Below are 13,057 nucleotides of genomic sequence, written 5' to 3' on the forward strand. Positions count from 1 at the left end.
CATCACGCACCCGCGCCGGACGTGCGCCCGCACGCGGGTTTGTAAAGCGCATATGACGAAACCGTTGACGGGGGGCATGCCCCACTTTTATGTTCTGTCCCCATCGCGATCGGAATCACGAACTTCGTTCGAAATTACGGACATGGATGGTCGAGTATGCCCCGGATGCCCCACCCGCCGCTCAGGAAGCGCCGCAGATCGCTGATCCTCTGCGTACTCGCGGCGCTCCTCGCCCTGATGGCGACCACCCAACCGGCGTCCGCGGCGGACGGCCGTCCGTACACGAACCCGCTGAAGTCGTCCAACGGCGCCGACCCCTGGCTCCAGTACCACGACGGCAACTACTACCTGATCACCACGACGTTCACCGGCATCCTGGGCATCCGCAAGTCACCGACCCTCGCGGGCCTCGCGACCGCGCCCAACGTGCAGGTGTACTCGGACACCACGTCGACCCGGAACACCAACTTCTGGGCGCCGGAGATGCACCTGTTCAACGGCCACTGGTACGTGTACTACTCGGCCGGCCAGGCGGGGGTCGCCTGCTGCGACTCCCAGCGCACGCACGTCCTGGAGAGCGCCGGCACCGACCCGATGGGCCCGTACACCTACAAGGGTTCGCTCACCGGGTCCAACCTCACGCCGGGCGGCTGGCTGATCGACGCGAGTGTGCTCCGGGCCGACAACAAGCTGTACCTGCTGGGCAGCGGGTTCATCAACGGCAGTACGCAGAGCCTGGTGATCGCGCCGCTGAGCAATCCGTACACGCTGGCCAGCAACAAGTTCACGATCATCTCCAGCCCGACCCTGGACTGGGAGCGCTCCGGCTTCCCCGTCAACGAGGGACCCGAGCCCCTATACCACAACGGCCGCACCTTCCTGACGTACTCCGCGAGCTTCTGCGGGACCCCCGACTACAAGCTCGGCCAGCTGGAGCTGACCGGATCCGATCCCCTGAACCCGGCGTCGTGGACCAAGAAGCAGACCCCGGTCTTCCAGCGCAATGACGCCGGCGGCGTGTACGGCCCCGGCCACAACGGCTTCTTCACCTCGCCCGACGGCACCGAGAACTGGATCGTCTACCACGCCAACTCCGCGTCCAACGGCGGCTGCGGCAACGGTCGCACCACCCGCGCCCAGGAGTTCACTTGGAACGCGGACGGCACCCCGAACTTCGGCACGCCGGTCGCCCTCGGCACGACCCGCCCCGGCCCGTCCGGCGAGACCACGGCGACGCCGACGGCTACACCCTGGTCAACCGCAACAGCGGCAAGTGCCTGGACGTGAACGGCGGCAGCACCGCCGACGGCGCCAACATCTTCCAGTGGACCTGCACCGGCGGCGCCAGCCAGAAGTGGAAGGTCGAGGACCTCGGCGACGACACCAACCGCCTCGTCAACGTCGCCACCGGCAAGGTGATGGACACCGCCACATGCTCCGCCGCCGACGGCGCCGACATCCGGCAGTGGTCCTGGCTCAACAACAAGTGCCAGCGCTACCGCCTCGTCCACACCGCGAGCGGCGACCACGTCCGGATCGTCAACGAGGCCACCGGCAAGGTCGCCGACGTCGCCGACTGCGGCACCGCGAACGGCACCGACGTACGGCAGTGGATCTGGCTGAACAACAACTGCCAGCAGTGGCGCCTCGTCCCCACGACCTGACCTCCCCTGATCTGGAGAACCCCCTTGAGACGCATAGCCGTACGGCTGCTCATGGCCGTCCTCGTCGCCTTCGCAGCGTGCCTCGCCGGGCCCGCTCCCACCGCCCAGGCCGCCGCGCCCGCCTCCCCCGCGGTGACCTTCACCAACCCGATCGCGCTGCAGCGCGCCGATCCGCACATCTTCAAGCACACCGACGGCTTCTACTACTTCACAGCGACCGTTCCGGCATACGACAAGATCGTCATGCGCCGGGCCACCACTCTTCAGGGCCTCTCCACCGCCCCGGAGACCACGATCTGGACCAAGCACGCGAGCGGTGAGATGGGCGCCCACATCTGGGCCCCGGAGATCCACTTCATCGACAGCAAGTGGTACGTCTACTTCACCGCCGGCTGGTCCAACGACAAGTGGCGGATCCGGCCGTACGTCCTGGAGTCCAGCTCCGCCAACCCGCTCACCGGCACCTGGACCGAGAAGGGCCGCATCTCCCTGCCCCTGGACACCTTCTCGCTCGACGCCACGACGTTCGTGCACAACGGCACCCGCTACCTCAGCTGGGCGCAGAACGACCCCGCCGTCGGCGCGGGCACCAACATCTACCTGGCCCGGATGGCCAACCCCTGGACCATCACCGGCAGCCCCGTGATGATCGCCCGGCCCACCCACGCCTGGGAGAAGGTCGGCGCGATCGTCAACGAGGGCCCGGCCTTCCTCCAGCACGGCAGCAAGGTCTTCATGACCTTCTCCGCCAGCGCCACCGACGCCAACTACTGCCTCGGCCTGCTGACCGCCAACGCCACGGCCGATCTGATGAACCCGGCGTCCTGGACCAAGAACCCCGAGCCGGTCTTCAAGAGCAACGACACCACCGGCCAGTACGGCCCCGGTCACAACAGCTTCACCGTCTCCGAGGACGGCAAGTCGGACATCCTCGTCTACCACGACCGCGACTACAAGAACATCAGCGGTGACCCGCTCAACGACCCCAACCGCCGCACCCGCTTCCAGAAGCTGTACTGGAAGGCCGACGGCACCCCCGACTTCGGCATCCCGGTCGCCGACGGGGTCACTCCGCAGCGCTTCTCGTCGTACAACTTCGCGGACCGCTTCATCCGGCACTGGGAGTACCGCGCCCGTATCGAGGCCGATGTCTCCCCGCTCGCGGACTCGCAGTTCCGCGTGGTCACGGGGCTGACCGGCAGCGGCACGGTCTCGCTGGAGTCGGCCAACTTCCCCGGCTACTACCTGCGGCACAAGAACTTCGAGGTGTGGCTGGAGAAGAACGACGGCACGGCGCAGTTCGCGTCCGACGCCAGCTTCTACAAGCGGGCCGGGCTGGCCGACTCGGCGGGCGTCTCCTACGAGTCGTACAACCTCGCCGGCCGCTACGTCCGGCACTACGAGTACCTGCTCCAGGTGCAGACGCCGAGCACGGCGACGGATCGGGCGGACGCCACGTTCTACGCGCAGTAAACCAGCAGGTCAGGCCGCAGACCTTCACTATACATGGCGTGTATACTCGCCCTGTATAGTCGCGGCATGCCTTTTCTGATCAACAAGATGAAGAAACGTTGGGTCTGGTTGTGTGCCGCTGCCGTTCCGGTGGCGGCCGCTTCCTTGGTGGCCCTCACGCAGTACGTCCGCCTGGACACCACGTCGCCCAGCGAAGCCCGGGCACAGGCCACGTCCCACGCCAAGGCCGCCCGTTCCGGCGGCGTCGACTGCGACAAGGCCAGGTGCATAGCGCTGACCTTCGACGCCGGCCCCAGCGAGCACTCCGCGCGGCTGCTCGACATCCTCAAGGAGAAGGAGGTCCCCGCGACCTTCTTCCTCATGGGCAGGAACCACATCGCCAAGTACCCGGAGCTCGTCAGACGCATGGCCGACGAGGGCCATGAGGTGGCCAACCACACCTGGAACCACCACCGGCTCACGGAGCTGGAGCCGGACGAGATACGTGAGGAACTGGACCGCCCCAACAAGGAGATAGAGCGCCTCATCGGACGCCGCCCCACCCTGATGCGCCCGCCGCAGGGCCGCACCAACGACACGGTCCACGAGATCTGCCGCGAACTCGGCATGGCCGAGGTCCTGTGGAGCGTGACCGCCAAGGACTACGCGACCAAGGACTCCGCCCTCATCCACCAGCGCGTCGTCGACCAGACCGACCGCGACGGCATCATCCTGCTCCACGACCTCTACGACGGCACCGTGCCCGCCGTGCCCGGCATCATCGACACGCTGAAGGCCCGCGGGTTCGTGTTCGTGACGGTGCCGCAGTTGCTCGCGCCGGGACAGGCCGAGGCCGGGAAGGTGTACCGGTAGGACCCGCCGCCCGGGGCCGGCCGCGCCTACGACCAGGTCTGATTCCCTAAAATCCCCTCGTGGCGAACTTCCAGCTCGAACGCACGGCTCCACTCCCCCTCGACGAGGCCTGGCGCCGCCTCACGGAGTGGCCCCGCCACGCCCGGGCCGTCCCTCTGACCCGCATCGAGGTCACCCCCGCCGCCCCCACCCACGAGGGCACCCTCGTCGTGGCCCGCACCGGAATCGGCCCCCTCTCCTTCGCCGACCCGATGGAGGTCACGGTCTGGCACCCACCTGGCGACGACACACCAGGTCTCTGCCGGTTGGAGAAACGAGGCCGGACCATCACGGGCTGGGCCGAGCTCGAGGTACGGCCCGGGCCGGGCGGACGGGCACGGGTGGTGTGGCGGGAGGAGATCGGGGTGCGGTTCTTGCCGGGGGGACTGGACGGGGTGGTTGAGGGGGTGGGGAGGTATGTCTTCGGGCGGGGGGTCAATCGGTTGCTTCGGGGGGATTGAGGGGGCGAGGGCTCCGGGGTGGTCGTGTCAGAGTGAAGGCATGGCGGTGACTGGGGCAACGGGGTTGGTGGCGGACGAAGTTGAGGCGTTGGCCGTGGAGGGGCTGCGGTGGTTGGTCGCCGGCGCCCGGGATGATGGGGATGGCGGGATCGGGTGGCCGGTCAGGGCCTCCGATGGCGGGCTGGAACCCATGCTCTACAACGGCACGGCCGGAGTCGTTCCGGTCCTCCTGGAGGCTTGGCGGCATTTCGGTGACGACTCCTACGCGGAGGTCGCCCTGCGCGCCGCCCGTGGGCTGGCGGGGGCCGTCGAGGGGGTGGAGGACGACTCCCTGTACTTCGGACGCATGGGTATGGCCCTTGTGCTGCGGGCCGTCCACGACGAGTTGGGCGACACCGCGGCCGGGCGTGCGGCGGACCGGGCCGTGGAGATGGTGCGGTCGCGGTTCGACGGGGAGCGTTGGGGTGAGCTGTACGAGCTGATGGGCGGCAACGCGGGTATCGGGCTCGGGGCGCTTCTGCTCGGGGCGGAGGATCTGGCGGTGCAGGGGGTGGAGCCTTACGCCCGCAGTGCCGAGCGGACTTCTGCGGGGGTCCGGTGGCAGTTCCGGCCCGGCGCACCCGGACGTATGCACCACATCTCGCACGGCACGCTCGGCATCGTGTACGGGCTGGCCGCCGTCGGCCACGCGACCGGGCGCAAGGATCTCGTCGAACTCGCGCTGGCCGGTGCGGCGGACGTCGTGTCACGCGGCGAGGGCGGGCCCGACGGGTTTCTCGTACCCCACTCCGACCCGCGTCACCGCCCCGATGTCGTCGAGCGATACAACTACGGCTGGTGTCACGGGCCCAGCGGGGACGCCCAGGTCTTCCGGCTGCTGAGGGATCTGTCCGGTGAATCCGCCCCCTGGTCGGCCCTAGCCGACCGTTGCTGGCACACCGTCAGGCACTCCGGGGTGCCGCGTCGGCTGCGTCCCGGGTTCTGGGACAACAACGGCCGTTGCTGCGGTACTGCGGGCGTGCTGGCGCTGGCCTGCGACCGGATCGCCGAGCAGGGCGACTCCCCCGAGTTCGCCGACGTCCTCGTCGCCGACATCGCCGCGCACGCCGTCCGCGACCCCGCGGGCGCCCGCTGGTCCAACGTCGAGCATCGCGCCGACCCGAGCGACCTCGAGCCGGAGACCGGGTGGGCGATGGGCAACGCGGGCATCGTGCGCGAACTCCTCCGTTACGTCAGGATCAGCCGGGGCGGCGATCCGGCCTACGCCTTCGCCTGGCCCGACCAGCCGGCGCCGCGCGGCAGGCGGGAATTTGACGACAGGGCCTAGGGGGTGTTTCGAAAGTCCCGTGCGGTGCCCGCGGTGTCCGGTGCGTGCCCTCGGCGTGCCGGACGAAGGCGCTCGTACTGGACGTACTTGGGCCTTTGGCCGGTGCGGCGAGGGTGCGTGCCGGGCGCCGTGGGTGCTGTGCGGGACTTTCGAAACACCCCCTAGGGGCCGTATCACCAGACCGGACGCGGTGGTGTCGCCGGTGGTTGGGTGGTGAGGTGGGTCAGGGCCGTGTGGACTGCCGTCTCCAGGTGGGGGTCTCTGTGGTGGGCCCAGTCCTCGGGGGTGCAGGAGACCTCGATGTCCGGGGTGACGCCGTGGTTCTCGACGTGCCAGCCCTGGTGTGTCAGCCAGTAGGCCTCGCGGGGGAGGATGAGGCCGGTGCCGTCGGCGAGGGAGAAGTTCCAGTCCATCACGTTCACGCCGCCCCAGGTGCGGTTGCCGACGACCGGGCCGATGCCGAGGGCCTTGACGGCGGCGGCGGCGACGTCGCCGTCCGAACCGGTGAACTCGTCCGTGACCACGACGACGGGGCCGCGTGGGGCGAGGGACGGGTAGCTCAGGGCGGATCCGCCGCGTCTCACGCGCCAGCCGAGGACGCGGCGGGACAGTGCCTCGACGACGAGTTCGGAGAGGTAGCCGCCGGTGTTCTCCCGTAGGTCCACCACGAGGCCCGGACGGTCGAACTGGGTCCGCAGGTCCCGGTGGAGCTGCGCCCAGCCGGGGCCCAGCATGTTCGGAACGTGCAGGTAGCCGAGGAGTCCACCCGAGGCGGTGTCGACCAGTTCGCGTCGTTCCGCCACCCAGGCGCTGTAGCGCAGCGGTGTCTCGTCCTTGAGCGGGACGATCGTGACGGTTCGCGGTGCGGTGCTGCGGGCGCCGCGCACGGTCAGGCGGGTGGGCATCCCCGCTCTGCCCGCGAGGAGCGCGGCCGGGCCACGCGTGGGACGCAGCGGCACTCCGTCGATCTCCAGGATCGCGTCTCCCGCGCGGACTTCGACTCCCGGCGCGGACAGGGGGGACAGCGCCCCTTCGACAGAGGCGTCGCCCCGCGGTATCCGGTGCACGCGCCAGGTGCCGTCCGCGTCCTGTGTGAAGTCGGCCCCCAGCAGGCCCTGATGGCGCCGGGGGCCGGAGCCGGGGCCGGATGCCGTCAGGCGTTCCTTGACGTAGGCGTGGGAGCAGCCCAGCTCGCCGTGGACCTCCCAGAGCAGGTCCACGAAGTCGTCGTAGCATCCGAGCCGGTCCACCAGAGGACGGTAACGGTCGAGCACGGCGTCCCAGTCGACGCCTCCCATGTCCGCGCGGACGTAGACGTCGCGGATCAACTCGCCGTCCTCCTCGAAGGCCTGTGCCCACTCCGTAGGGGGGTGGACGCGGGTGCGGGCCGTCTCCAGGGCGATCTTCGTCGCCTCGTCCCCCTGGGCCGGACGGTCCGCGGGGAGGGTCGTCAGGGTGCGGCCCGTGCGTGCCAGTACCCGTCGGCCGTCGCCGCTGACCGCGAACCCGTCGACGTCGGGGCGGAGTTCGCTCGTCCGGGCGGTCGTGAAGTCCCAGCGCATGAGGGTGCCGCGTTCGGCGAGCCAGTCGCTGCTGGGGTCCTTGCGGATCCACAGCACTCCGCCCTCGGCCGCACGGAGGGTGATGAGGTCGCCCGCGGGGACAGGGAACAACTCGACGCGCTCCGCCAGGCCGTCCCGGTCCACGGTGACCTGACCGGTGCCCACGGCCCGTCGCGGATCGTGCGGGCTGAACGGCGACGGCGTGTCCTTGGCCAGCGGCAGCAGGCACAGACGCGTGCCGGCGGCGAACGCCGGGCCGAGAAGGTGTGCCTGAGGCACCGGTTCGAAGCCCCGTTCCGACAGGAAGGTCAGATACCGGCCGTCCCGGGTGAAGGCCGGTGAGCGGTCGCTGAAGCGCGGTGGTGTCGCCTCCACCACCTTGCCGGTCGCCCGGCTCCCGGGGTCCGCGAGATCCGTGAGGTCCGCGAGCCTGATCTGCCGCAAGCCGTTCGCGCCCGGGTGCGACCAGGCCAGCCACCGGGAGTCCGGGGAGAAGACGACGTCGGTGGCCTCGGCGCCGTCGGTGCGGTCCACCTCCGTCAGCGCCCCGGAGGCGACGGACGCCACCAGGACCCGGCCGTCGTGCGTGGCCACCGCCAGGGACCTGCCGTCCGGCGCCGCGACCAGTTCGCGTACCCGGCCCAGGAGCCCGGCCCCGAAGCGGTGCGAGGCAGCCTTGTATCCGGGCGCCGCCACCAGTTCGCCGACCTCCAGGGCCTCGCGACCGCCGCCGACCACGACGTACGCCACCTTGCCGGTGTCCCCGAGGACCCGCGGCAGCCGGGCTCGGGTGCCCGGCTCTCTCGGGAGTTCCGTCGTGGGCTCGGCCGGGCCGCCGACTCGGTGGACGGAGCCCCGTACGGTCACGACCGCTTCCCGGCCCGACCGGTCGGTGTCGAAGTCCTCGAGCCCTTCGCCGCCGGTGACGAGGTACGCCGCCCGCGCGGCGGCCGGGCTGCCGAGACTGATGTCGACCGGCTCGGGCACGACGCCTGGGCCGAGGCCGCCCAGCAGCCACAGCTCGCCGCCGCTGTGGTAGACGACGCGGGCACCGTCCGTGGCCGCGCCGCGTGTCGCGAAGGGGTGCGCCGTGTGGCAGCGCGGATCGCTGCCGTCGGGCAGGCTCGACCAGAGCCGCCCGTTCTCCTCGTGGTCGGACAGGAAGGCGATACGGTCGCCGACCCACAGCGGGCACTCGATGTTGCCGTCGACATCCTCGTGGACCCGGGTGAACGCACCGTCCCCGCGCCGGTCGATCCACAGCTGCCCAGCGCTTCCGCCCCGGTACCGCTTCCAGTGCGCGGCCTCGGCGAACATCGAGGGCGTCTGTATGAGCACGCCGCCGCCCGGACCGTGCGCCACGCCTGCCACCGGCCCGTAGGGCAGCCGCCGGTCCGGCCCGCCGTCGATCCGCACCGCCCGGGCCCAGGTTCTGCGCGTCGCGCGTTGCCCGACGGCGCTGACCACGAGGAGTTCCCGCGGCGAGAGCCAACCGAGCACGCGGGTACGGGCGTTCGCCCAGTGCGTGACCTGGACGGGGACACCGCCCTCGACGGGGGCGACGACGGCTTCGGGCACGCCCTCGCGCCACGCGGTCCACGCCACCCGACGGCCGTCCGGGCTGAACCGCGGATGCCGGGCCCGTTCGGGCTCCGCGCTTGCCCGCCAGGCCCGGCCTCCAAAGACGGGGGCGATCCATACGTCGTTCTCGGCGACGAACGTCAGCAGGTCGCCGTGCAGATGCGGATCCCTGAGGTAGCCGCGGGCAAAACGGGCGGTGGGCGAGGAGGGCGGGGAAGGCGGCAACGGAACTCCTGGCGGCGGTGTGGTCGGAGACATCGGCGCGCCGACGTCAGTGCAGGACGTCAGTACAGGCGGTCGTCGAGACGTGCCTCGCCCTCCTGGCGGTGGCCGAGGAAGACGCACAGCAGGGCGTGCCGGCCGTCCGCGTCGAGCCCGAGCGCAGCTTCGAGTACGGGCCCCTGGAAGCCGAGGACGATCCCGGAGGCGAGGCCCGCGCCGGTGGCGGCCACCTGTATCCGCTGGGCGCTCGCACCGGCGGCCACGGCGGCGTACCGGTAGGCACGCGGTCCCGCGCGGGCGACGGTGCGCTCCGGATGCCAGTGCGGGACGAGGGTGACGGCGGCTTGCCCCACCGAGTAGTTGGACAGGGCGTAGACGCGTTCGTCGAGGTTCGGGACGTCGACCGGGACCGGCGCGAGAGCATGGCGGCCGGGGAGGTAGTCGTACACGCCCGGGGCCAGACCGGTCACCCGATGGGCCGCGAGCCGTATCCGGGTGCTGCCGCGGAACACCTCGGGCGGGCGGCCCTGCGCAGCCGCCGCGAGGAGCTCTCCCAGCGCGGACAGCTCCACGGGGCGTACGCCGTTGAAGCGGCCGTTGGCCGAGACGCGGCGGGCGAGGGAATCGGCGAGGGGGGCCGGGCGGGTGCGGTCGGCGGGGGCGGGCGTGAGGGCGGGCAGGGGCAGTACCTCCGCAGCGACCGACCCCACGGCGACCGCCTCCGGCGGCTCCGCGAGGCTGCACGGGCCGCCGCCCCCGGTGGTCGACGTCGCCCGGTGCACGGCGGTGACCATGGGGAACTCGCGCGTTCGGCGGGAGCGGCCGTAGGGGGAAAGGCGGACCGGGCGGGCGGGACCCGGCTCGCGCGGCGGGGCGGCGGCGAGTGGACCCTGGCCCCGTGCGCCGGCCCCGTGCTCGGCCCAGGGCAGCGGCAGGACGGCCAGCACCCCTCCCTCCCCCGGTTCCTGGCCCACGAGGCGGGAGAGCGCGGCGTCGTCGAAGTCGAGTCGAGGGTCCCCCTCGGTGCCGTGCTCTCGGCAGAGCAGGTCCCAGGAGCCGAGGAACGCCCCGAGGTCGTGCAGCATCAGGTGGTAGGCGAAGTTGTTGTACTTGTACGCCGACTTCCAGAACCGCAGGACGCAGAGCAGGAAGCCGCCGTCCTGGCCGTCGGTCGGCGTGTGCAGGGCGGAGCGGACCCGTGGCACGGGGTCTCCCGACGCCACCTGCTCCAGGGCGTGCAGACCCGAGGCGTAGTGGTGGATGCCGGCCGGCACGGGCGCCGACGGCCCGGCCGCCAAGTACAACTCCAGGGGGTAGGCCCCGCCGCCGGACGGGGTGCCTCTGCCCCAGCGGGCCCCGGTGACGGTTTCCGTCCGTGCGCGGTCGGGGCTCCGGTCGATCTCCCAGCGGCGGGACAGCACCCCGGCGGACAGCTGGAGGAACGAGCCGAGGAGCGGCATGTCGTATCCGCCCCGGGGGGTCGTGGCGCTGACCGTGTGCAGCGGCAGGGGCAGGCGCTCGGTCTGCGGGTAGTAGGTGTGCGGGGCGGGGCGGTCCGCCCAGTCGGGCACGAACCCCGGGGGCGCGATGGGGTCCGTCCAGCGGGTGCGCACCGCGTGGACGTAGTCCGACACGGCCTGAGCCGCGCCGGGTTGATGGGGTGGGCGGGTTTGGTCCATCGTTCTCCTCTTCCGGCTCGGTCAGGGGAACGGGTGCGGGTGGCGGTGGATCTCGTGGTCACCCAGGGGTGCCCGGCGAAGTCCGGCGCGGTGGGCGGCCGTACGCAGTCTCGGGCTGTGCAGGGCTCGCTGCTGGTCCCAGCCGAAGTCGATGGGGATGAGTCCTTGGGAGACGACCGCGGCCGTGCGCAGCCCCATGCCGTACTGCTCCGGCGAGGTCTGGTCGACCACGGCGAGATCGCCGCCGGCCGTGTCGGTGACGAGCCGCGCGCAGAAGGTGAGCCGCGACCGCAGGTCGTCGTCCGTCGGCCGGATCCGGTTCCAGTCCGCGAACGCCTCGTCCAGTGGGCGTGGTTCGGCCCGCGGCGAGTCGAAGAGGAAGGCCGTTCTGTCGGCCATCTCCGGCAGCCCGTAGAGCATGAGGTGGTCGTGGAGGGTACGTACGCGGTCGTAGTCCCCGGCCATGGCCAGGAGGTCGCTCTCGGCCTTGGTGACACGTTCGGGGAAGTTGTCCACCAGCGACGACACCTCGCCCACGGCGGAGGCCACCGCGTCCGCGGGTTCCAGCGCCGCGCCCGCGGAGAAGACCACGTCGCCCGGTCCGGGCACACGGCGCTTGGCGACGCAGAGGACGGCGGGCACGGGCAGGTCGATGCGCATGTCGAACAGATGGATGTCGTAGCCGGCGCCCCGCATGCGGTCGATCAGGGCGGCCGTGCCGGTGCGCCCGCAGGTCGCGGGATCGATCCGGGCGGGCGGCTGCGCCCCGTACCAGGTCAGCAGGAACGCGTCGCGCTCGATCAGCTCCAACAGGCCGAACAGGGCGGCCTCTTCGAGACAGCTGCCGGTGGCACAGCCGCTGGAGGAGCTCGTGGTGAAGCGCACGCCGGGCGGACGGGGGCCGTAGAAGGCCAGCTGCTCGGGTACGAGCACGGCCTGCTGGTCGCGCAGGGAGTGACCCCACAGCCAGTCGACTACCAGGTCCGGGGAGAAGGGCACCATGCCGGTGTGCCGCGCGGCGTAGAAGTCCGGTCCGTGCTGGAGGCCCTCTCTCGGGTCCAGGGCGGGAAGGGACTGCTCGCGCAGTCCGTTCAGCGAGGCCGTGGCCGCGGCCCGGCGCCCGCGGGCATGCTGCCCCGCATACCGTTCCAGACCCTCCAGGAAGGCCATGGCCTCGCTCTCGGCGTACGTCACGGAGTGCCCGGACCAGGTCACCTCGTAGAGGGGGACGCCCTCGGTCCGCATCCCTCCGAGACGCATGGTGCCGTTGAGGTTGGCGTTGGTGGCCGCCCCGCGCGATGCGGCCGTCGACAGCGCGCCGAGGACTCCGCACACCGGGTTGACCAGGGCCTTCTTCGGCAGCGCGTACTCCCGCCAGCTCCGCAGCCGGGAGCTGCCCGGCGCCAGACCGGGGCGGGGCAGGGGAAACCCGGTGGCCTCCGGCGGCTCGTCCGGCCGACCTGGGCCGCAGTGCGGGCAGTCGGGCTCGGCGAGGAGGGGATGGCGGGTCGTCCTGCCGGTGAAGAGGTTCACCTCGACGACGTCGGCTACGGGTACGTCGTTCACGGCTACGTCGGCCACAGCGACGCCGACCAGCCGTGCGAGGACGGCCGCGATGTGGGGCGTACCGAACTCGGCGAGGAGAGGCGTGACGCCCTCCACCACGTAACAGCCGCCGTCCCCTTCGAGTGCCTCGCGCTCATGCTCCCTGCGCAGCCGCAGCCAGCGGCGGCGCAGACACGTCACGCACGGCCACCCGGTGGCGGTGCGACGCCGAACGGGGCCGATCAGCGCTGTGTCCCGGTACAGCAGGACGGGGACGACCAGCCGGCCGGCGTCCGCGTCGGCGGGCGGGCACGACTCGGGTGGCCCGGCAGGTCCAAAGTCGCCGGGCAGCCCCAACGTGCCGATCTCCACCAGCAGTTCGCGCGAGGTCAAGCCGTATGCGGCCGCGTCCCGCGCGAGCCTGTCGCGTACGGCCAGCACGTCGGGGGCGGCCGTCGCCTCCGGTGGCAGTGTCACTATCTCCATCGTGTTCAGCGCACTCCTGTGCCGGTCGACCGGATGGATGGTGCCGTGGGGGGGGGGGGGCCCGGCCCCCCCCCCCCCCCCCCCGGGGGCGGTTAAGTAAGGGGGCGGGGTGGGGGTGGGGGGGGCCCACCACCAGGACCAGGGGGGCGGCGACCGGGGCCTAGCC

Annotated in this window: 7 protein-coding genes and 1 pseudogene; 5 read left to right on the forward strand and 3 right to left on the reverse strand. The window is 71.5% G+C overall.

From position 1 onward, the window contains the following. Positions 1 to 165 precede the first annotated feature (165 nt). From ACFZBP_RS03580 to ACFZBP_RS03600, 5 genes and pseudogenes are all read left to right on the forward strand, one after another. Positions 166 to 1,664: pseudogene (locus tag ACFZBP_RS03580) on the forward strand (family 43 glycosylhydrolase). A gap of 51 nt (positions 1,665 to 1,715) precedes the next feature. Next, positions 1,716 to 3,137 (forward strand): family 43 glycosylhydrolase, encoded by a 1,422-nt coding sequence (locus ACFZBP_RS03585; RefSeq protein ID WP_391410344.1) that lies wholly within the window; start codon positions 1,716 to 1,718, stop codon positions 3,135 to 3,137. A gap of 66 nt (positions 3,138 to 3,203) precedes the next feature. Continuing rightward, on the forward strand, positions 3,204 to 3,989 hold the full coding sequence (locus ACFZBP_RS03590) for a polysaccharide deacetylase family protein (protein ID WP_383446560.1): 786 nt from the start codon (positions 3,204 to 3,206) through the stop codon (positions 3,987 to 3,989). A gap of 59 nt (positions 3,990 to 4,048) precedes the next feature. Further along, positions 4,049 to 4,489 carry an SRPBCC family protein gene (locus ACFZBP_RS03595; RefSeq protein ID WP_383446557.1) on the forward strand — a complete coding sequence of 147 codons (441 nt, stop codon included), beginning with the start codon at positions 4,049 to 4,051 and terminating at the stop codon, positions 4,487 to 4,489. 40 nt (positions 4,490 to 4,529) lie between these two features. Beyond that, the gene (locus ACFZBP_RS03600) at positions 4,530 to 5,816 is read left to right on the forward strand and encodes a lanthionine synthetase LanC family protein (RefSeq protein ID WP_391409605.1); all 1,287 of its coding nucleotides are present in this window, start codon (positions 4,530 to 4,532) and stop codon (positions 5,814 to 5,816) included. Between the two features lie 173 nt (positions 5,817 to 5,989). Here the strand turns inward: ACFZBP_RS03600 and ACFZBP_RS03605 are convergent, their stop codons facing one another. From ACFZBP_RS03605 to ACFZBP_RS03615, 3 genes are read right to left on the reverse strand one after another with little or no spacing between them, the layout of a single operon-like run. Further along, positions 5,990 to 9,184: a S41 family peptidase gene (locus ACFZBP_RS03605; RefSeq protein ID WP_391409606.1), complete on the reverse strand. Its 3,195-nt coding sequence runs from the start codon at positions 9,182 to 9,184 to the stop codon at positions 5,990 to 5,992. 59 nt (positions 9,185 to 9,243) lie between these two features. Next, positions 9,244 to 10,860 (reverse strand): nitroreductase family protein, encoded by a 1,617-nt coding sequence (locus tag ACFZBP_RS03610; RefSeq protein ID WP_391409607.1) that lies wholly within the window; start codon positions 10,858 to 10,860, stop codon positions 9,244 to 9,246. A 21-nt stretch (positions 10,861 to 10,881) separates the two neighbouring features. Then, positions 10,882 to 12,891, reverse strand: coding sequence for a TOMM precursor leader peptide-binding protein (locus ACFZBP_RS03615; RefSeq protein WP_391409608.1), 2,010 nt, complete (start codon positions 12,889 to 12,891; stop codon positions 10,882 to 10,884). Between the last annotated feature and the right edge of the window lie 166 nt (positions 12,892 to 13,057).

The organism is Streptomyces sp. NPDC008086, assembly GCF_042957325.1.
Classification (GTDB): Bacteria; Actinomycetota; Actinomycetes; order Streptomycetales; family Streptomycetaceae; genus Streptomyces.

Coding starts and splice junctions, on each gene's coding strand:
- ACFZBP_RS03610 (WP_391409607.1), bottom strand. CDS start 10,860: ATGGACCAAACCCGCCCACCCCATCAACCCGGCGCGGCTCAGGCCGTG.
- ACFZBP_RS03590 (WP_383446560.1), top strand. CDS start 3,204: ATGCCTTTTCTGATCAACAAGATGAAGAAACGTTGGGTCTGGTTGTGT.
- ACFZBP_RS03585 (WP_391410344.1), top strand. CDS start 1,716: ATGGCCGTCCTCGTCGCCTTCGCAGCGTGCCTCGCCGGGCCCGCTCCC.
- ACFZBP_RS03600 (WP_391409605.1), top strand. CDS start 4,530: ATGGCGGTGACTGGGGCAACGGGGTTGGTGGCGGACGAAGTTGAGGCG.
- ACFZBP_RS03615 (WP_391409608.1), bottom strand. CDS start 12,891: ATGGAGATAGTGACACTGCCACCGGAGGCGACGGCCGCCCCCGACGTG.